The sequence below is a fragment of the Coleofasciculus sp. C1-SOL-03 genome, assembly GCF_040220555.1.
Lineage (GTDB): Bacteria > Cyanobacteriota > Cyanobacteriia > Cyanobacteriales > Coleofasciculaceae > Coleofasciculus.
The window spans coordinates 22082-42866 of sequence record NZ_JAVJUO010000247.1 but is presented as its reverse complement, the minus strand read 5'-3'; the positions used below and the strand labels follow the sequence as shown (position 1 = coordinate 42866).

Below are 20785 nucleotides of genomic sequence, written 5' to 3'. Positions count from 1 at the left end.
TGTTTTTTTGCCAAATTTATTGACGGCTTTCTTTTGAAAGAGAATGGCTGTTTATTCGGAAAATTCAATCACCACTAACTTTATAGTTATGCAAAATAGAAATGTGAATCTTCTGGGTCAGAAACGATTAGAAGCGATTTCCCTAGTCGCTAGTTACGCGGCGGGTGGCAGTACGGTTTCCGCCGCGCCAACTCCCTGTGCAGAAATCCCCACACAAATTGTTTTAACTGCATCGGATATTTTAATGTACATGTCAATCTGGAAGATTTATTTTCAGGAGGATTTATCCCAAGAGCAACTGATGGAGATGCTAACCGAATTAGGTCTAATAACGGTTGCGGCGACGGGAGCAGCTTATGTCGTCGCCAAAGGCAGTACCGCCCTATTGGATGAGATTATGGACTGGCTGGGAGTAGCAGGATGGGGGGTTTCTGCGGCAATTACGGGTTCCTTGACAGGTATCTGTGGAATAACCTGGACAATGTATTGCGATCGCCGCTATTGTGAACAACATCCTGAAGCTGTCTCCTAGTAAAAGTTTTCCCCAATATACCTCCTTCAAACAATATATCCCGTTCGTAGGGGCGCAAGGCTTGCGCCCTTAATCCAGTTAGCGATCGCAAGGATAAGGCAGCCTTGATAGAATAAGTACTTCAAGCTGTATCGTCCTTGCCCACCTATAACTATTTTGGGGAACTCGCCCAGGTGGGCAAGATGTCAACTTTAAGAAAATGATCGAGAAACTGAACATGGAAAAGAAAAACTTTAAGGCTTTTACCAATCTAAATCCATTCAAAAAGAATGCTATTCAACTGTGCGGTCAAGAATTCGTTGATTCGTTAACAGCAAACGGTATATACGCGAAAGATGATAAATTCTGGATAGAGGTTAACAGAAAATTAAATATTCCAGACAATGCCTACGATCAACGAAAAATTAGAGAGAAAGTGGAGAGGGAACAAGCTTTGGCAGAAGAAATAGCGAGAGAGAAAGCCGAAATGGAAAGATTACTATCCAACAAGAAAAAATTTGACTCTAAAAATAGAAATGACTGGACAATTGTTGTTTTCGAGCTTCTCGAAACAGACGAACATGGAAATAAGTTTGTTGCTGAATGTACGAAAAGTTCAGGAGCTAAACTAACCACTCAGTTATTTGAAACTTCACAAGAAGCTTACAGTAGAGCTTGTAATCTTGTCGATGAAAATGAAAAACAGTCACAAAAATACAGAAGGTTTATAGAGCATTACCAGGTTTTGAAGCCTTTATATCTAATGCTTATATATCTGTCGGGTGGGGATGAACACTATGATTATCTGAAAAGTCGCCCAAAAAAACGCGGCATAGAAAATTTTATCGGTGTCAGTTTTTACAATGGATTTGACTATGATATAATTGCTCAGTTAGAAAAAGAAGGACTCCTAGAACGTTCAACCACTGGCGATAGCCTTATCCTGTTTAAAAAAGGTATGCAAGTTGCAAGAGATATGCTAAAAACAATTAATATTGATGGAGTAGAAAGGTTACTCGAACAGAGAAACTATCATGAAGACTACATTAATTACAAAAGTCAATCAGAAGAAGAGTAGAGACGTTGCATGCAACGTCTCTACAGGATTTTTAGGGCATTCTCAACCGTTTCATTTCTCACCCCTTCAAAAATTCAGCCTTATCGGTTTTTTCCCAAGGTAATTCTAGATCCATCCTGCCCACATGACCATAAGCCGCCAACTTTTGATAAAATCCGCCCTTAGTCAACGACGGCAGAAATCTTAAATTAAAGTGGCGAATAATTCCCGCCAGACGAAAATCAAAATTATCCTTTAAACGAGCAATAATTTCCTGTTCATCAACTTTACCTGTGCCAAAGGTTTCCACTTCAACACTCACCGGTCGAGAAAGTCCAATCGTATAACTTAATTGCACCTCACATTCATCGGCTAAATTTGCCGCCACCACATTTTTCGCCGCATATCGCGCAGCATACGCGCCGATTCTATCAATCCGAATTGGATCTTTTCCACTTAATGCCGCACCACTATGTTTAGAATATTCCCCATAGGTATCGATCGCGTTCTTGCGTCCCGTCAATCCGGAATGCAGTGAGGGTCCGCCGCCAATCACCAAACCATCGGGATTCACGAAGATGCGACTGTTTTCATCCGGGTGAATCGCTTCGTCGTTTAACGCAGGCTGAATCACCGCCTCCTGAATATCATGGCGCAGTTGCTGGAGATTAGGTTTTGTCTCACTATTTTGACTAGCAATAATCGTCAGGCTATGAATGCGAGTCGGTTGACGATTTTTATATTCAACCCCAACCTGGGTTTTGCCATCGGGGGCGAGATAGGGAAGTATTTTATCGCGTCGGGCAATATCTAATTGTCGTGCTAGTTTGTGGGCGAACCATATCGGTAAAGGCATTAAGGCTGGAGTTTGATTACAAGCAAATCCAAAGACAGTAACTTGATTCTTAACCGGGATTTCCTCTATTTCGGCATCCGATAGCTTTTTCTCATCAAAATTATGGATTTTATCGGGTGGTAATTCTTCCAAGCTGGTTAAAATACTACAGGTTTTGCTATTAAAATCTGGTCGGTCATATCCCACTTCAGCAATAACTTTTCGGGCAATATTAGTGAAATCAACATTGGCATTGGGTTCAAATCGGGCAGCAAGGAAGACAATTCCGGTAGATACGGCGCATTCGGTAATCACCCTAGCATAAGGGTCTTGCTGCAATAAACGGTCTACAATAGCATCACTGATGCGATCGCACAGTTTATCCGGATGTCCTGGGGTCACGGATTCGGATGTGAACATGAAGTTTTTTTTCATATTCTTTCTCCTAGGAATATAGGGAACAGGGAGATGGAGGAGCAGGGGGAGCAGGGGAAGCAAAGGGAGCAAACAAATGACCAATGACCAATGACCAATGACCAATGACCAATGACCAATGACAAATTAAGCCTCCTGCTGTGACATTTTGAGATCAAAACTTTGCTTCTTGGTGCTTTCATTCACCACGAAAGGTACTAAAGCACTACTCCCAATCACCAGACAGTCAAGAACATCCACTGGCGCCAGATTTAACAACGTTCTTAACCCTGGAACCATTGTCGGCAAAAGTTGAATCGCAAAGGAACCAATAATTGCCCCATCCATGTAAGGATTATGTGGCAAGGGATCTTGATCAAAATCAAAAATACTATGGCTTTCGGATCGACAACTTAGGGTGTGTAAAATTTGTGCCAGGGTTAGACTCATAAAAATAATTGTACTTGCCCGTTGCCCCATACCATATCTTAAAAGACCATAACTATAAGCCGTCATCGCACTCAGGGAAATTGCCGCCGATTCCGAGGCAATTCGGGCAAAATCTGATTCCTTGATAATCGGTTCTTCTGGATCACGAGGGGGTGATTCCAAGACATCCGGTTCTGGCGGTTCCAATGCCAAGGCAAGTCCAGGAAAAATATCACTGACTAAATTTAACCACAACAGTTGCATGGCAGTCAGGGGTTCTCCCAATCCCATCGCCGTCGCCATCGTCGTCACCATAATCTCACTCAGGTTGGTGGAGAGGAGAAAACGCACGGCTTTTCTAATATTGTTGTAGATCGTGCGTCCCTGACTCACGGCATTAATTAGGGTTTGTAGGTTGTCATCCTCAATCACCACATCCGCAACTTCGTGAACCACTTCACCGCCGCCGGAACCCATGGCGACTCCCACATTCGCCGCCTTTAATGCGGGAGTATCGTTAATTCCATCTCCTGTCATCGCCACAACCTGTCCCGATGCTTGTAAGGCTTGGACAATTTGCAATTTATCGGCTGGACTAATTCGGGCAAAGACATCGACTTTATCAAATAAAGCTTGCATCTTTTCGGGGTCAAAATGAGCAAGATCCGAGGAATCCAGGATTTCTAATTGCTGATCGCGACTCAGATTTAAGGTTTTGGCGATCGCATAAGCGGTGGGACTTTGATCCCCGGTAATCATCACGGTATTCATTCCCGCTTGATGGAACCCTTCCATTAACTGGGGGACTCCTTCGCGGATCGGATCTGCCATTCCCGTAAGTCCCAACCAAATTAGGTCAGTTTCTGCGTCTTCGTCGGGATTTTCTATCGTGGTGTACGCCACTCCTAACACTCGTAGCGCCTTACCCGCCATGCGTTCATTTTCCAGTTCTAATGCTTGTTTATCCTCATCACTCAAGGGGAGAATTTCCCCATTTTTCATCCGAGACTTGCAGCGTTCTAAGACTTCAGCCGGACTCCCTTTCACGGCGACAAATTTGTGAGATTCATCGGTTTTGTGAACCGTACTCATCAGATTCCGCCCTTCACTGCGGGGATTCATGGTGACTAAAGGATAGTCCTGTCGCCGTGCGATCGCATCAATCCCAAATTGAATTGCCATATAAATCAGGGCGTTTTCTGTAGCAGATCCATTAACCTCATAGTCACCGTTTTCAGTTCGATTTACCTCACTTTCACTACAGAGTACTGATACCTGAATCAGTTTGAACAGTTCTGGATAATCTTGGGGATTAATCGGTTGATTATCTTCCGTGACAAAGTGATCTTCAGATCGGGTAATAATCCCCATCGCCGTATGCACTTCTGCCACGATCATCTTATTCTGGGTAATGGTGCCGGTTTTATCTAAACAAACCGTTTGCACTGAACCCAATGCCTCAACTGCATCCAAACCCCGAATCAGGATGTTATGCTCTCTCATATCCTGAATTCCCAATGCCAATGTTGTGGTGGCGATTGTCGGAAGTCCCTCGGGAACAGACGCTACGGCTAGGGATATGGAGGTTTTCAGCATCGGTAATAAACCATACCCTCGCAGCAACCCTAAACCAAATACCAGGGTACAAATTCCTCCCCCTAGCATCACCAGTTGAGATCCCACCTCATCTAGTTGTTTTTGCAGAGGAGTTTCCGTTGCTGTGGTTTCACCCACCATTTGCTGAATTTTGCCGATTTCGGTAAATTTCCCCGTGGCGACAACCACCGCTAATCCATTCCCGGCGGTGATAAATGTGCCTTTGTACGCCATATTTTCCCGTTCAGCCAGGGGAATGTCTTGACTTTCTAGCGCTTTTATGGTTTTGTGAACGGGCAGACTTTCACCCGTTAAAGCCGACTCATCAATTTGCAAATTATCTGATTCAATTAATCGGGCATCAGCCGCGACATAATTACTGGCTTGTAGGACTAAAATATCACCGGGAACGAGAGTATCCGCATTAATCTCTTGCTGTTTATCCTCTCGCATCACCCAGGCGGATAAGTCGTGATCGCCCTTGAGAGAACGAATGATTTTTTCCGACTGACTTTCTGTAGTGTAGCCAATCGCCGCATTCACGCCAATCACACCCACAATCGCCAACATATCGGCAAATCCGCCCGTCAACAGCGAAATACCGGCGGCTGCACCGAGTAAGGCGACAGGTAAGGAGTTAAACTGTTCACTTAAGATTTCCCAATCCGAACGAGACTCGGATTCGGCTAGGGTGTTTGTGCCATAATTGTTCAGGTTTTCTTCTGCTTGATCTGGCGATAATCCGGACTCTTTTGAGGTATTCCACGTTTCTAATACCGCCTCAACGTCCATCAAATGCCAGTCTTTGGTTGGTTGATCTTCACTCGGTTCAACCGCTGATTTTGTCTCAGATTTGGCTTTGGATTGAGGGGGTTTTGATTCATATTTCGGTTTTTTGTCATACTCTAATACCACGTCTTCAATCAGTGAGGCGATTTGATTGTGACGTTGATCAGAATTAAATAAAACCAGAAGATTTCCGGTTAGGGCGCTAGCCGAAACCTGCTGAATTTCTTCCCGATCTGAGAGTTGTCGTTCTAGGTATTTCTTCAGGGATGGCGAACGGTAAAGGGCATTAACTTTATATCTTGCCCTTCCCTTGACGCGAGTATGAATGGCTTGAATGTGGTTGGTCATTGGTCATTGGTCATTGGTCATTGGTCATTGGTCATTGGTCATTGGTCATTTGTCATTCGTTATATCATGTCCGGTCAAACACCCCTCATAAAAATTTATCCGTGTCTGGAGCGTCTGTCCTAATTATGGGTAATCGTTAGGACATGATATCATTCGTCATTTGGTCAGGGCGGGTTTTGCAGCCACTCTAAGGAAAACCATCAATATTAGTCCCTAAACCCGCCCCTACACACAGATACACCATGGTACGTTTCTACCATGACTGTTCTCATCTCCCTCATCTTCCCCATCTCCCTCATCTTCCCCAGCTTCCCCATCTACCCCAGCTTCCCCATCTACCCCAGCTCTCTACCCGCCCCTACATTTTTATGCTTCATCCGCCATCATCCTAGCTTTCTCCTTTCCTGGAGGTAATGGCGATTTATCTCGATCATGGAGTTTCACAAAGCTATCAAAGGAATACCAAGCAAACGTAATCCAAGGAACGTCATCTAGTTGTAATCCTTTGGTCAGTAATTGTCGCACCGCCAACGCGCCAAATCCTATGGATAAAAACACCTGTAAATCGGCTACCCCATTGGTTAACCGTTTCACTTGTTCATTGAGGTCATCCATTGAATCCATGACCTCAGTAAATGCTTGGGCTTTTGTATGAGGAACATAAGTGGGTTCGGCTTTCCCATTGGCTTCCGCTTGCTGTTGTTCCCCTAAATCCGCCTGAATCTCCGCCATTGCATCATCGAGGCGTTCTCTGGCTTGGGCTACGGCTTCCTGACAGCGTTGGGAAAAAGCAATGCTTTCTTTAAGTGCAGCTTTAGCTAACGGCTGTTCCAGTATCGCGGCGGCGGGAAGTACAATTGGTGCGAGTGCGATCGCACTGAGTCCTTCTATCGTTAATGTCTCTGTTGCGTCTTGAGTCTCATAGTCTGACGCCATGATCAAGCCTCCTCTGGTTTACCCACAGAGGAACTGTAATTCAATTCATTTTTGAATTCATCACTCTTTAGATTTAGATTTAGATTAGAAAAGATTTCCGGACAAACCTATGTTAACTAGATCACAAACTTGCTTGAGCAAGACGAGGATGTTCATGGTTCATCGTTGATGGTTGATGGCGATGAACGATGAACCTTCAACTATCAACCCTGACAATTATTGGAAGTTATAGCCGACTCCCAACAACAATCCCACAGCCGGGTTGTCAAACAGCGAGATATTTAAGGAAGCCGTTGCTGTTACTTGAGTCGTCAACGGTACATCCACACCTCCAGTAGCCAGCAAATCCACTGAACTGTCATCCCCTGTCGAGATAGCTATCCCACCTCCAACATAAGGAGATACTCTAGCGCCCACGTCTTCAGTTACATCCACAGTCACGTCGGTGACGCCAGGGGTAAAGTCTAGGGTGACAGGTAGCAGAATCGTCGGATCATCTTCGATTAAAATTGAGGGACGAACCGATACATTGCTGGTTAAGCCAATTTTGCTGAAGACAGCGAAGCTTCCTTCACCCAGCGCCGTATCACCATCTCCCACTCCGATATTACCGCCAATTCCGATATAGCTGGAACCTGAACGAGTTGCTCTACCTGGCGATACCTCTGTTGTATCAATGTCCAGGGGTTCCGTTGGAGCATCCGGTGGAGGTACGGTTTGTTGAGCCAGGTTTTGTGGGGGAGTCGCGGAGAGTCTGTTTCCTGTGTCGGGAGTTGGGTTGAGTTCTAAAGGATTGGTAGGGAACTTCCTTTCATCGAAAGAAATTGCACTCCCAGGACGTTTTAAACTCTCCGCACTGGTGGAAACATTTTGCCACGGATAAGGTGAATCCATTCCCTGGTGAGGAGAGGATTCCGCCGTTTGTGCTCGAACTGACAATATACTCGACACTATCATCAACGCGACAGTAGTTACCAAAGAACAAGTTTGTCTGAAAGCGAAACTATTCACACGTATACCTTCTGAGTAAAGAAATCATTTAAAAACGTGCTATTAAGGCTTCCGGGTATCCTTAGCTACCAAATTTGGAAGAAAATGGCACGATTCGCTAGATTTAGCTAAAAGAAGCTTACCTGTGATCAGTTTGTTTGACTTCTACCCAGAGAAAAACATAATATCTACCTTAAGGTAGAGGGTAAATCAGGAAAATGTACCCTTGCTCCCCCAGCTTCCCCAGCTTCCCCGGCTTCCCCGGCTTCCCCTACTCCCCCTCACCACACCACTTATTCAGCAGCCCCTAAGTAATTGGGGAACAGGGAACAGCAAAGAATTTAAAATTCAACATTCAATCATGTTTCTACCTTAAGTTGAATTGCCTATTTCGCTGCATTCAGTTAACAATGCCAGTGAGGGACGCTCAAGGGAAACGAATTATTATGGATATTAGTACAGTTTGGGAAGACTTAGCTTGGCAACAAGGTGGTAAGATTGTTTATTTAATTCTAGATGGGGTGGGCGGATTGTCTGATCCAGATAAAGGTGGGACAGAATTGCAAGTCGCCCAGACGCCGAATTTAGACCAATTGGCAAAAGAATCGAGTTGTGGTCTATTGGAAATTGTTGGTCCGGGAATTACACCGGGTAGTGGTCCGGGTCATTTGTCTTTATTTGGTTATGATCCCCTGAAATACAATGTGGGTCGCGGTGTTTTATCGGCATTGGGAATCGAGTTTGACCTGAAGGAAAATGATATCGCCGCGCGGGTGAATTTTGCCACGATTGATAAACAGGGTAATGTTGCCGATAGACGGGCGGGTCGAATTGCCACGGATGTGAATCGTCGTCTCTGTGAAAAGATTCGAGACAAGGTTAGCTTGGATTTTGAAGGGGACTATTTCTTTGAAACCGTCAGCGAACACCGGGCGGTATTTGTGTTGCGGGGTCAGGGATTAGGGGGAAATTTACCGGATACTGATCCGCAAACCACAGGCGTTCCCGCTAAAGATCCGACACCTGAATCAGAGGACTCCCAGAAAACCGCCGAGTTAGTGCGATCGTTTATTGATCAGGTACAGCAGGTTTTAGCCGATGAAGACCAAGCTACTGGGATTTTAATGCGCGGGTTTGAACGCTATCAACCCTTGCCAGCCATCCGCGATCGCTTTAAACTTGATGGGATTTGTGTGGCTGATTATCCCATGTATCGCGGCGTGAGTCGCTTAATCGGCATGGATGTTGTCCCGCGTCCCGGTGGCATGAAACAACGGTTTCAAGCGCTACAAGAGGTTTATGGGGAGAAATACGACTTTTATTTCCTTCATGTTAAGCATTCCGATAGTAAGGGAGAAGATAGTAACTTCGAGGGTAAGGTAAAGGTCATTGAAGAAGTGGATCAGCTTTTGCCCTTAGTTACTGGACTCAATCCCGATGTGTTAGTCGTAAGTGCGGATCATTCCACCCCGGCGGTAATGGGACAACATAGTTGGCATCCTGTCCCCGTGATGATTCATGGGAAATATGCCCAAGTGGATGATGTCGCGACATTTGATGAATATGCTTGTGGGCGGGGGATGTTAGGATTGCGTCCTGGAGTGCAGTTGATCGGGTTAGCTTTAGCACATGCGGGACGATTACGCAAGTATGGAGCATGATTAATTGGACTCGTAGGGGCGCACCGACGTGCGCCCTTGGCTCTCGTGATTCTCAACAGGATAGAGACTGAAGATAAATTTCATAAAAACGGAGATGGAAAATTTATAGGTGTGGATATCCAATCCGCTATCCGCTAGCATAAATCCTTTCTCCGCCCAGATTGTAGAGACGTTGCATGCAACGTCTCTACAATGTTTGTGTTGGTGAACACGATCCTCAAGAATCAAAGGCTTTCTTTTGACCCGAATGGGTCACTAATTCATCTTGATTCGATGCCTCACGCTGTACCAATTCCGGATGTCCCATCCCCGATGTCATCGCATAACGTTGGGCTAACAATCGTAACCATAGTCCTGGGTAACGCGGCTCAATCCACGGTTGTAACCGATGAATCAGATCAGGGAACCATCCTTTGAGGAATCCACTCACTACAGCATGTCGAGTAAACGTGAAATAGCTACCGATCCAACGGAAGAAATCCTTTGCCCCCGCCATGTCCCAAATCCAAAAAATCAGGGCAGGATTCCGTCTAGCGGCTTTTAATGCCAGTCGGTTGAAGGTTAACCAATCAAAACGGTCTTTAATAAAGGTATCAGCCACCTCTAGCGGTTCATCCGCTAAAAGCCCAAAGAAGGTATTCAGCATCGCGTTAATCCGTTGGGGAGGCAAATGACGCCCGGTAGGTACCATCATGCCTTTGGAAAAAAGCCAGGTGACCGAAATATTGCTTTGATGAGCGCGAATTTGGTTTAAATCCTTGGCACTCAAGAGATTATGCCGCAAGGCGTTATCTAATAAGTCGGTCAAGCGATCCAAATTCCGCACCAGGGAACCAAACCCCGTAAATACCAGCGGTGATTGCAGCGAAGCCGCATCCCCAATGGCAACCAGCCGATCAAATGCCACCGTGCGATCGCGACTGTCTAGGCTAAAATGTCCGGGAATATAGCCGAATGTGGGTTTCTTCCACACCAATTTTTCCATGTCGCAGCGGCGGTACTCTGGCAGAATTGTAAAAAAGTCTTCATACATTTCTAATAAAGAGCCAGGGTTTTCAGGATGTACCTGATGGTAATGGAACAAATAGATCGTCAGTTCCTCCTCCGCCCCCGGAAACAGTTCCCAAATCAACTGCCGTCCCCGGGAGATGTCGCCGTGGCTATTGAGAACATCTCCATAGTTAGAATCCCACACCCCTGGCTCAAACCCACTGGCAATCACTGCACCGACGGTGGGGCAGACGCTATCAAACGCCCTGCCCCCATTCAGTTGCCAAGCGATGGGAGAGGCGGTACCCATAGCATCGACTAAAAGCCGCCCTCTGACTTGTTGAGAGGTTTGGCTGGGCAAATGCTGTAGACTGACGACAACTTCCTCTGGCGTGATCTCCGCCCGGATAAACTCCGTCTCATCCCAGATGTCGCCGCCAGCTTTTTGTAACTTTTCTCCACAGAGTTGTAACAATTTCTCTGAATCAATTGCCACATTCAGCACTGTTGGTGTATGTAATACAGGTGCTTTTAGATGAGGAGGATTATTGCCATCGAAGAATTTGTTGAAGCCATCGATATATTCTCTAGCGATCATGGCTTCAAACTCATCCAGCGTAAATAACCCCAAGTCGATGAGACTCTGAAACTCAGCCCGGGAAATATTCCACTCTCGGTTCATGCGCCCAAAGGGTAACCGTTCTACCAGTAGGACTCGATACCCCCGTTGTGCCATCACAGCGGCGTGAATGACTCCCAGGGCGCCACCGATATAAATCAGATCATAGGTGGACTTTGAGCGGCTGCTTCCTAGAAGCTGTGTCGGTTCCTCGGTTGTCTTAAATAAAACCTGTTTAGGCTGCTGCGGATGCCGCACCCCTTCGCGCCATCGTTTCTCCCACCAATAGACGCGGTTGAGGTCATATTCCCCTTTGGGCATTTTTTGGAAGAAATGAACCGTCTGGGGATAATAGGGCGCTAATGCTTCAAAGATAGACTGTTGCGATAAATCCACCTCTGGGGGTTCAGGATAGCGATAGGGAAACTGATCGCGTAAATCCGCCGTCAGCTTCCGCAGCAATTGCCGTTCTCCCGTGATCGCGCGATCGCCACCGCGAAAGGCTTTCAAGTAGGTGGTTCGCTGCACCGACCACACAAAAATGGAGATTTCCGGAATCGGGACGCAAATCGGTGTAGATGAATTGGCTGAAGGCGCATGTTCAATTTGTACCAGGATACCATCCGGGGTTATCGTTTTCTTCCCCAGCTCAAAGTGCCAGTCCTGCTGCAACCAAGCGCGAACAGCGTCGGTATCGGGGTTCGGTATTTCTACGTAGAGAAGTTCTTTCATCGGAGTGATCTGATTCGCTGAGGAATTACGCAAGATGACGGAGGTGACTTGAAGCAAAATACGCTACACTTCCGGGTACTGATTGATTTAATATTAGTAAAAAAAGTTTACACACTTCTCATTGTCAGTCAATTAGGGTGCTTTTGTTAACTCGCCATGAATTATCCCATCCCAGTTAGTCCGCAAGAAATGGCGGCTCTCCGTCAAAAACCAGTGAATGAAGAATTAGTGGCAGCGGCAATAGCCGGTGTCATTCAGATTGCCCGTTCTCAGGGACAGTCCCTAGACGAGCTGACCGCCGAAGTGCTAGCGGAAGATAGTGTCTTAGATCAGGCACAACGACGCTGGCTTAGTGATATTGTCGCCCAAGCCTGGAACATTCTGCCATCCGCAGAGGCGGTGGGGAGTATCTCGGTGTCTTGAGGATGTCAAGCGGTGTCGATCATCGCTTGACCTCAGGTTGCGATCGCGTCATTATTGTAATTCTAGTGTTGACGGCTGGCTGGTGGCTGATGACTGGTGGCTGTTGACAGTTGGTTAGTGGGTATTTGCCACCAATTTTGTCACGGTTCGTAGTCAGGGATGCGAGCCTAGAGTTTGTTGGGTTTCCTACGTCAACCCAACCGACAACATGACAATACTACAATAACGACACTCACCACTTTACGTTCATTGTACCGACTACTTTGACCATGATTTCTCAGCCACAAGCCAGAGAACTGATTCGCCTCGCCACCTTAGCACCATCGGGACATAATACTCAACCCTGGAAATTTTCTATTGATGCCACTATTATCCGTATCTACCCGGACTATTCTCGTCGTTTACCCATAGTAGATCCCGATAACCATGCGCTGTTTATCAGTCTAGGTTGTGCCTTAGAAAATCTGTTAATTGCCGCACAGCATAGCGGTTTCAACGGCGATGTTGAGTATTTTCCTGATCAGGACTGTTTGCTGGTTCATTTACACCCGAATTCCCATCCGGCGGATACAGCCCTGTTCCACGCTATTCCTAAACGTCAATCCACTCGTTGCGCTTATGATAGTCGGGAAATCCCAGTGACAGATTTACAAGAAGAGGAAGCACAACCCCTATTACTACTACGGATTGGTTATGCTCAAGCCATGCCCACTTCGCCACGTCGCCCCCTGGAAGAAGTGCTGATAGATGGGGGTTGAGTCGGATGGCACGGTGTAGAAGGCAGATGGTAGAAGGGCTTCAAGGAAAAATTACGCACGGGATAAAGGGGATTCCTGAAGCAGATTTGGTATCCCACTATCCGGACGGTTATGAAGGATAAAGGTAGATCCCAATAGTACACCATATCAATAATGGCGACATCCTTCTTGTAGTGCAAGCATCTTGCTCGCTACTAATACCTAATTTAAAGGCATGACCGCTTATCCTCCAGGTTTGGTCAACGAATTTTCCTTTATCCAGTGAAATATATCTTAATTAAAGATTTAATAAAAAATTAGCAATTGAGTGAATTCTCTGATGGCTTCAGGAACTGACTAAGCTAGGATGAGATTAATCTGGTTAACCCCAATGCTATGTTTAAAGTCCGTACTCTGATTAAATTCCTGATCATTTTTTTACTGACGGTCTTTATTTTAACCTTTAATTGCCTTCATTATTGGATGTTCGGTGTCTTCAATATTCTCGGTCAAGACTCTCTAGCAGGCAATCAGTACAATTACGGTGAGGTATTGCAGAAAGCGGTCTATTTTTATGATGTGCAGCGCTCCGGAAAACTGCCTGCCAATAATCGGGTGGAATGGCGGGGAGATTCAGCGTTAACCGATGGTGCGGATAATGGGATTGACTTAACCGGAGGCTGGTATGATGCCGGGGATCATCTCAAATTTGGCTTTCCCATGGCAGCTTCAACCACACTTCTGGCTTGGGGTGTTATTGAATATGAAGACGCTTATAAACAAAGTGGTCAATATAACGCCATGCTGGATAATTTGCGCTGGGTTAATGACTATTTTATTAAAGCACATCCTGCGCCAACGGTATTGTGGGGTCAGGTGGGTAAAGGCAGTTTAGATCATGGCTGGTGGGGGGCGGCGGAAGTGATGCCGATGGAGCGTCCTTCCTATAAAATTGATGCCACTTGTCCGGGTTCGGATTTAGCTGGGGAAACGGCTGCGGCGATGGCAGCTTCAGCTATTGTTTTTCAATCAACTGATGCGAATTATGCCCAAAAATTGCTCAAACATGCCCAGGAACTCTACGATTTTGCTGAGGAATATCCGGGTATCTATTCGGATTGTATTACCGAGGCGGCGGAGTATTATCAATCCAGTGGGTATGCCGATGAACTGGTTTGGGGGGCAGCATGGCTTTATCGAGCAACCCAAGCGCCAGAGTATTTACAAAAAGCTGAAGTTTATTATGAGCAGTTAAGGGATCAACCCAATGCCACCCTCGCTTATAATTGGACGCATACCTGGGATGATAAATCTTATGGCAGTTATGTCTTATTAGCGGAATTAACCGGGAAAAATAAGTATCGACAAGACGCAGAACGCTGGTTAGACTATTGGTGCGATCGCTGTCAGTGGCAACATGTCTCCTATACTCCAGGAGGACTGGCTTGGCTGAGTGAATGGGGTTCGTTAAGATATGCGGCAAAAACGGCATTTCTAGCCTTTATTTATGGGGACTCCGTAGACTCGACTTGGAAACGACGCAAATATCATGCTTTTGCCGAACGGCAGATTAATTATATGTTAGGCTCTAATCCAGATCAGCGCAGCTATGTGGTTGGATTTGGCAATAACCCACCCAGACAACCTCATCATCGAACCGCCCATGCGTCTTGGGCGAATAGCAAAGAAATTCCGGAAGAAACGCGGCATATTTTGTATGGCGCTTTAGTGGGTGGACCGGATCAGCAGGATAATTATATCGATGAACGGTCTAATTTTCAAATGACTGAAGTGGCTACCGATTATAATGCCGGATTTACGGGTGCCGTGGCGAAACTTTATCAGAACTATGGGGGCAAACCATTAGCCAATTTTCCGGAACCAGAACAACGAGGTGATGAATTTTTTGTCGAGGCAAAAGTGAATCAACTGAGTGATAATTTAATGGAGGTTCAAGCCACTATTTATAACCAATCCGCCTGGCCCGCCCGGATTATTCCTAATTTATCGTTTCGCTATTTTATTGATAGTAGTGAGGTGATTGAAGCCGGAGTCAACCCAAGCGATATCAAAGTTAATGCTAGTCCTGAATCGGGAATAACGGTATCTGACCTCACGCCTTGGCAAAATTCGCCAACAATTTACTATATCCAGGTGGATGTCGATGGAACTCAACTTTATCCTGGGGGAGAAGCCTACTATAAAAAAGATGTCCAGTTTCAAATCAGTATGCCGACAGGTATCTGGACTATGACTAATGATTGGTCATACCAAGAGATGCTAGAACAAGCTGGGAAGGGCAAGCGCACTCATATTCCGGTTTATAATAGTGGACAATTAATTTGGGGAGTTGAACCATCAAAGGAGGGGTGAAATAGTTTTGATGCTTCACAACCTTCGAGGACATGGCGCGTGAGTGTGTAGGGGCGGGTTTAGGGACTTTCGTGCAGCTATTGATAATAACATTTGTACAAAACCCGCCCTGACTTGACCCTTCGCTTTGAGTTTAAAGAAAGGCATCTGGGGTCATGTAGGGGCTATCCGCTTGCATAAACATCCAGTCCACTCAATTTGCTCGGGTCGCCCTCTCCTCAAACCTTTAGGTGATTAATTTTTGAGGAATTCAAGGTGTGTCTACAGATTAAACTCTGTAAATGAATAGGATGGAATAATGTCATGAAAATCGATAGACGTTTTTTCCTCGGTTGGGCAATATCGATGGTGTATGGATTTTGGGCTAAGGGACAAGCGCAAACGGTAAACCCAGATAACCCAAGTAAACTGTTAATTAATCAAGTCGGCTATTCCCAAACCCATCCTAAGGTAGCCTTTTTACTCAATTCCAATTATTCTGCCACCAATCCCGTCCAATTAATTAACGTCCGTACTAATCGCCCCGTTTTCGAGGTGGAGTTGTCAGCACCAATCCAAGATGCAGCGAGTCAAGATACTCTCCATAAGATTGATTTCACCGCATTTAACCGCCCCGGACGCTATTACCTGAAATCGGGAGAAATTCAGTCCTATCCCTTTGAAATTGGTCAGGATATTTATCAGGATGCTTTCAATAAAATGCTGCGTTCCTACTATTTACAACGCTGTGGGGTGGCGATACGGGATTCTATCAATGGGATTGGTCATTCTCCCTGCCATTTAAATGATGGCACCTTTGCCCATACCGATGATATGCATCGGGCGGGTGAAATGAAACGCGCCCAAGGGGGTTGGCATGATGCAGGAGATTTTGGCAAATATGTGGGACCAACGGCGGTAACTGTGGGTCGTTTATTAAGTTTATATGAGCAATATCCAGCGCTATTTTCTGACCGCCAATTGATAATTCCCGAAAGTGGCAATGGCAGACCCGATTTGCTGGATGAAATGAAGGTGGGATTGGATTGGATGCTGACCATGCAACGGCGCGATGGTGCCGTTTATCGGAAGCTTTCGGGAAAAGAGTGGCCCCCCATGATTCTACCGAATGAAGATACCCAACCGCGTTATATTTATGGAATTTCTACACCAGAAACGGCGAAATTTGCCGCCGCATTAGCCATGGCGGCGCGAGTGTATTCAGCTTATGATGTATTATTGGCAAAGAATTATTTAAAAGCGGCGCAAAAAGCATGGAATTTTTTACAACGTGAACCCTCTATGCGTGTGGATTGGGTTGAGGGGGATGATAGTGGTTCCGGGAAATATCTGGCTGGAGAGTGGGATACAGAAGCCTCGTTAAAGACAGATAAAGATGACCGTTTTTGGGCGGCGGCGGAGTTGTTGATTACGGCAGGGGATGCAAGTTTTGCGGAGTATTTAGAGCAAGAGCTTCCTGGGTTATCGTATACTCTATTTGAATGGAAAGATCCCTCAACATTAGGAATGGCAGATTATCTGCTGCAACCGCGTCAACAAGGTTCAGAGACTCTCAAGGCGCAAATGAAGCAGAAGTTATTAGAACGGGCAGATCGGTTGCTGGAGACGGTGAATCGCAGTGGCTACCGTTTAGCCATTGATAAATTTACTTGGGCGTCGAATAAGATGGTAGCGGAGGAAGGAATTACCCTGTTTTATGCCTATAAACTGACCGGAAATCAAGCCTATTTTCAGGCGGCGCTGGATCAGTTAGATTATTTGTTAGGACGCAATCATTTTAATCTATCCTTTGTTACGGCTGTGGGGTCAAATTCAGTCCGCAATGTGCATCACCGAGTTGCTGTCGCAAAAAAAACGGTGATTCCGGGATTAATGGTAGGGGGGGCGAATACAGAAGCCCAAGATGGAATTGCCCCCAAAGGATTGGGACTATTAAGTTATGTCGATGATCAGCGATCCTACGCCACCAACGAATATGCCATTGATTATAATGCTTCCGCGATCGCACTGATGGGGATGGTGATGGTGGAAGGTTCATAGCATCCCGTTGATGAGGATTGTGATAACAGAAAGCCTATTCCCCAAAACAATTTAGCTGGGCGGTTAGAAACCGCAGCTACACAAACAAAACCCGCCTGCGCGGGTTAAAATACACCTGCGATCGTATCATGCTGAGGAGGTCATAATCCTGACAATCTCGCTAAGGGTTTGGGATACTGATCGCGGATTCCAGCCTAAGTCTTGACGCGCTTTAGTCGCATCGACGCGCACACAACGATCATAGATGTAATGAACTCGTTCCCGACTCAAGGGTGGTTGCCAATTCAACAGGCGTCCGATGGGGTCAAGGATGTTTCCGGCGAGTCTCACCAAGGGTTTGGGGGCTTCCGCCGGAACCGGAATTCCGGTTTTTTGACTGAGAAGGGTGAACATGTCACGGGTGGACAGATCGCCCGCTGAAATGATATATTTTTCTCCCGGTTGACCCTTTTGGGCTGCTAGAATCATGGCATTGGCTAAGTCATCAACGTGGACAATGCCCGTAATGCGATCGCCCCCCGCCCATACCTTCAAGCCGCCTTTGAGAAATTGCTTGATCACTGGACCAAAATGGGGGTCATCTGCACCAAAGATACCAGACGGAAGGATACTCACTACAGGTAAGCCTGGGGCGGCAAAGTCGTCTACAATTTGTTGGGCTTGGTATTTGGTGCGATCATAAGCCCCAGAAAAATCAATTTGTTGGCGTTGAAAGGTTTCATTCACCACTTGACCTTTGGTATCGCCAAAGACGCCAATGGTGCTACAGTAGACGAGTTTGGATACACCAACGGCTTGAGCCACTTCTAAAACAGCGCGGGTTCCCTGCACATTCACCCGTTCCATTTCCTTGGCATCCACGAGTCCTAATTCCACATACGCAGCGGTGTGAAATACCCAGTCTACCCCAGTCATGGCTGTTTTTAGGGCGTCGCGATCAGTAATATCGCCGTAAACCAGTTGAACTTGACAATCTGAGAGACGCTGAAGGTTGCTAGACTTGCGGACAAAACCGACAACGGTATCCCCCCGTTGTTCCAAGGCTTTCACTAAATGAGAACCGGTAAATCCATTGGCTCCAGTGACTAGGGCTTTCATCACACCTCCTGGCTTGTAACTAACACTGATGAATTAACGTATTATAAAGAGTAGCGCTCACGGAGATTTCCGAGTATATTAGTCAAAAAGCTCGCTGACTCAGCTATGGTTGCTCCTATCCCAGACAATACTGAAATCGAGCGTCACAGGGCTGCAATCGTCCGCACTAACTTGTCCAAGCCAGTGCGATTAGCCCTAGAAAGTGCAATTCTGACTCAAGAGACTTCCTTTTTTGACTACGGCTGCGGTCGTGGTAGTGACATTAACCGTCTAGCTAGGCAAGACTATACCACTGCGGGTTGGGACCCCTACTACCATGGCGGCAATTCTCTAGTCCCCGCTGATATCGTTAACCTAGGCTACGTAATCAACGTGATTGAAAAGCCAGGAGAACGTCGCCAAGCCTTACTAAAAGCCTGGGAACTCACCCAAAAGGTGCTGATTGTCTCTGCCCAAGTTTTAATTGATGACCGTAGTTCTGGGCAAATTGCTTATGGTGATGGTATTGTCACTCGCCGGAATACGTTTCAGAAATACTACGAACAAGAAGAACTCAAAGCCTACATTGATCAAGTATTAGGGGTTGATGCTATTCCCGTTGACTTGGGCATCTATTTTATCTTCCGAGATGCCACTCAAGCCGAAAGCTTCCGGGCATCCCGCTTCCGTTCTCGTACCATTACCCCCAGAATCCGGGTTAGCGTGAAGCGGTTCGAGGACTACAAAGATATGCTTGCCCCTCTGATGGCATTTGTCACCGAACGGGGACGCCTTCCCAGTCCCCTGGAACTCGCCAATACCGAAGAAATCCTGGAAGAATTCGGCACCCTACGCCGTGCATTTAAAGTTATTTTACAAGTGACTGAGCAAAACGAATGGGATGCGATCGCAGATAAACGTCGCCATGATTTCCTCGTCTATCTCGCTTTAGCTAAATTCAATGGTCGTCCTAAGTTTGGTCAATTAGATCCCTTAGTCCAAAACGATATTAGAGCCTTCTTTGGTAACTATCAACAAGCCTGTGCTGCGGCTGACTTAATCCTCTTGAGTGTGGGTAATCCCAGCTTAATTGCCAATTGCTGCAAGCGCTCTCCAGTGGGTAAACGTCTCCCCAGCGCTCTCTACGTCCACGTTTGTGCCCTCGAAGCCCTCGAAGCCCCACTCCGACTCTACGAAGGGTGTGCCAGCCGGACTGTTGGTCGCTTAGAAGAGGCAACCTTAGTCAAGTTTCATATTAATCAACCCAAAATATCCTACCTGTTTTATCCCAATTTCGACACTGAACCGCATCCCGAACTACACACAAGTATGAACATTGACTTGCAAGATTTACAGGTAACCTATCACCACTACGATACCTCCAAAAATCCCCCGGTCTTGCACCGTAAAGAAACCTTCGTCACCCCTGATTATCCCCTGTACGAAAAATTTGCCAAACTCACTCGTCAGGAAGAAGACTGGGGACTGCTGGAGAATACTCAAACGATTGGTACACGCAAAGGTTGGCAACAATGTCTGATTGACCATTGCGCCCAACTCCAAGGACACCGCGTCATCTGGCGCAAAGATGCTGATCCGTACCGCCTTAAATTACGACAAGCAGCACACCGTCAACGTAAGGTTAAACCGAAATCCTGAAATAGAAGGCTGTAGGGCAAAGGGCAGAAATACTGTTCGGTTAAGAGAAGCAGGGGAAGCAATGTAGAGACGTGCTTATTTGAGCCATTCAAGAAGTCCTAACCTTTATGGCAACAGCTCTAAAGAAAATCCCTGGTCGTCGGAGAATACCACCAGGGATTGCCATCTACAACTGAGAGCTTGCATTTTTTCGTTGCCTTTATAGGATAGCTATTCGGGGACACCGAGAGAATCCGGGAAATTAAGGAATTATCAAACAGGATATTGGCAAAGATCCCAGAATTTACGGATCTCATTCGGTCGGTGAAACCAGTAGGCTCATGATTGAGACCGAAAAATACATTGGGAGTTTGATACCCCTGGCAGTTTAACCACTGACCAGGGGATTTTCTTCTGGGTTGATTGTTCAAGGGTGGTCAATAATTTTTCCTGAATGTCCGGAGTTTTTGTCAAAACCTTTGAATAAGGGTATTACGTGGCATTTTATTGATGCCAATGACTGATTATGCCGAGCCATCAACTATCCGGCTAATAGCATGGCTATGGACCTTAGCGAAGTATGCCATTTA

Annotated in this window: 15 protein-coding genes; 8 read left to right on the top strand and 7 right to left on the bottom strand. The window is 46.2% G+C overall.

Translation table 11 applies throughout. The annotated features are described in order from the left end of the window. Positions 1-88: 88 nt before the first annotated feature. Positions 89-532: a hypothetical protein gene (locus RIE73_RS36915; RefSeq protein WP_446405900.1), complete on the top strand. Its 444-nt coding sequence runs from the start codon at positions 89-91 to the stop codon at positions 530-532. A 217-nt stretch (positions 533-749) separates the two neighbouring features. Further along, entirely contained in the window at positions 750-1589 is an 840-nt protein-coding gene (locus RIE73_RS36910; RefSeq protein ID WP_446405899.1) for a hypothetical protein, read from the top strand. Positions 1590-1647: 58 nt separating this feature from the next. On the opposite strand, the gene metK is transcribed toward RIE73_RS36910, so the two are convergent. From metK to RIE73_RS36890, 4 genes are all read right to left on the bottom strand, one after another. Then, positions 1648-2838, bottom strand: a complete 1191-nt coding sequence (gene metK / locus RIE73_RS36905; RefSeq protein WP_446405898.1) for a methionine adenosyltransferase — start codon at positions 2836-2838, stop codon at positions 1648-1650. Between the two features lie 126 nt (positions 2839-2964). Then, complete coding sequence (locus tag RIE73_RS36900) at positions 2965-5979, bottom strand: HAD-IC family P-type ATPase (RefSeq protein ID WP_446405897.1); 3015 nt, start codon at positions 5977-5979, stop codon at positions 2965-2967. A 366-nt stretch (positions 5980-6345) separates the two neighbouring features. Continuing rightward, entirely contained in the window at positions 6346-6915 is a 570-nt protein-coding gene (locus RIE73_RS36895) for a hypothetical protein (RefSeq protein WP_446405896.1), read from the bottom strand. A 216-nt stretch (positions 6916-7131) separates the two neighbouring features. Further along, entirely contained in the window at positions 7132-7854 is a 723-nt protein-coding gene (locus RIE73_RS36890) for a hypothetical protein (RefSeq protein ID WP_446405895.1), read from the bottom strand. A 467-nt stretch (positions 7855-8321) separates the two neighbouring features. Between RIE73_RS36890 and RIE73_RS36885 the strand changes: the two genes are divergently transcribed. Continuing rightward, positions 8322-9566 (top strand): 2,3-bisphosphoglycerate-independent phosphoglycerate mutase, encoded by a 1245-nt coding sequence (locus RIE73_RS36885; protein WP_446405894.1) that lies wholly within the window; start codon positions 8322-8324, stop codon positions 9564-9566. Here RIE73_RS36885 and RIE73_RS36880 read toward each other — a convergent pair whose 3' ends face one another. Together RIE73_RS36880 and RIE73_RS36875 are read right to left on the bottom strand one after the other, a co-directional pair. Next, the gene (locus RIE73_RS36880; protein WP_446405893.1) at positions 9567-9707 is read right to left on the bottom strand and encodes a hypothetical protein; all 141 of its coding nucleotides are present in this window, start codon (positions 9705-9707) and stop codon (positions 9567-9569) included. A 76-nt stretch (positions 9708-9783) separates the two neighbouring features. After that, a complete protein-coding gene (locus tag RIE73_RS36875) occupies positions 9784-11907 on the bottom strand; it encodes an NAD(P)/FAD-dependent oxidoreductase (protein ID WP_446405892.1) in 2124 nt (707 codons plus the stop codon). A gap of 156 nt (positions 11908-12063) precedes the next feature. On the opposite strand from RIE73_RS36875, the gene RIE73_RS36870 reads away from it, so the two are divergent. The 4 genes from RIE73_RS36870 to RIE73_RS36855 all read left to right on the top strand — a co-directional run bounded on the left by RIE73_RS36870 (position 12064) and on the right by RIE73_RS36855 (position 17480). Next, entirely contained in the window at positions 12064-12330 is a 267-nt protein-coding gene (locus tag RIE73_RS36870; protein WP_446405891.1) for a hypothetical protein, read from the top strand. A gap of 269 nt (positions 12331-12599) precedes the next feature. Then, complete coding sequence (locus RIE73_RS36865) at positions 12600-13088, top strand: hypothetical protein (protein ID WP_446405890.1); 489 nt, start codon at positions 12600-12602, stop codon at positions 13086-13088. A 462-nt stretch (positions 13089-13550) separates the two neighbouring features. Then, positions 13551-15440, top strand: a complete 1890-nt coding sequence (locus tag RIE73_RS36860; protein ID WP_446405889.1) for a glycoside hydrolase family 9 protein — start codon at positions 13551-13553, stop codon at positions 15438-15440. 303 nt (positions 15441-15743) lie between these two features. Then, entirely contained in the window at positions 15744-17480 is a 1737-nt protein-coding gene (locus RIE73_RS36855) for a glycoside hydrolase family 9 protein (RefSeq protein WP_446405888.1), read from the top strand. Between the two features lie 126 nt (positions 17481-17606). Here the strand turns inward: RIE73_RS36855 and RIE73_RS36850 are convergent, their stop codons facing one another. Further along, positions 17607-18578 (bottom strand): NAD-dependent epimerase/dehydratase family protein, encoded by a 972-nt coding sequence (locus RIE73_RS36850; RefSeq protein ID WP_446405887.1) that lies wholly within the window; start codon positions 18576-18578, stop codon positions 17607-17609. 105 nt (positions 18579-18683) lie between these two features. Between RIE73_RS36850 and RIE73_RS36845 the strand changes: the two genes are divergently transcribed. Beyond that, a complete protein-coding gene (locus tag RIE73_RS36845; RefSeq protein WP_446405886.1) occupies positions 18684-20216 on the top strand; it encodes a DNA phosphorothioation-associated putative methyltransferase in 1533 nt (510 codons plus the stop codon). Positions 20217-20785: the final 569 nt, after the last annotated feature.

Excerpts from the sequence above, each read along its gene's own strand:
- RIE73_RS36915 (WP_446405900.1), top strand. The coding sequence starts at position 89 with ATGCAAAATAGAAATGTGAATCTTCTGGGTCAGAAACGATTAGAAGCG.
- RIE73_RS36910 (WP_446405899.1), top strand. The coding sequence starts at position 750 with ATGGAAAAGAAAAACTTTAAGGCTTTTACCAATCTAAATCCATTCAAA.
- metK (WP_446405898.1), bottom strand. The coding sequence starts at position 2,838 with ATGAAAAAAAACTTCATGTTCACATCCGAATCCGTGACCCCAGGACAT.
- RIE73_RS36900 (WP_446405897.1), bottom strand. The coding sequence starts at position 5,979 with ATGACCAACCACATTCAAGCCATTCATACTCGCGTCAAGGGAAGGGCA.
- RIE73_RS36895 (WP_446405896.1), bottom strand. The coding sequence starts at position 6,915 with ATGGCGTCAGACTATGAGACTCAAGACGCAACAGAGACATTAACGATA.
- RIE73_RS36880 (WP_446405893.1), bottom strand. The coding sequence starts at position 9,707 with ATGCTAGCGGATAGCGGATTGGATATCCACACCTATAAATTTTCCATC.
- RIE73_RS36875 (WP_446405892.1), bottom strand. The coding sequence starts at position 11,907 with ATGAAAGAACTTCTCTACGTAGAAATACCGAACCCCGATACCGACGCT.
- RIE73_RS36870 (WP_446405891.1), top strand. The coding sequence starts at position 12,064 with ATGAATTATCCCATCCCAGTTAGTCCGCAAGAAATGGCGGCTCTCCGT.
- RIE73_RS36865 (WP_446405890.1), top strand. The coding sequence starts at position 12,600 with ATGATTTCTCAGCCACAAGCCAGAGAACTGATTCGCCTCGCCACCTTA.
- RIE73_RS36860 (WP_446405889.1), top strand. The coding sequence starts at position 13,551 with ATGTTCGGTGTCTTCAATATTCTCGGTCAAGACTCTCTAGCAGGCAAT.
- RIE73_RS36855 (WP_446405888.1), top strand. The coding sequence starts at position 15,744 with ATGAAAATCGATAGACGTTTTTTCCTCGGTTGGGCAATATCGATGGTG.
- RIE73_RS36850 (WP_446405887.1), bottom strand. The coding sequence starts at position 18,578 with ATGAAAGCCCTAGTCACTGGAGCCAATGGATTTACCGGTTCTCATTTA.
- RIE73_RS36845 (WP_446405886.1), top strand. The coding sequence starts at position 18,684 with ATGGTTGCTCCTATCCCAGACAATACTGAAATCGAGCGTCACAGGGCT.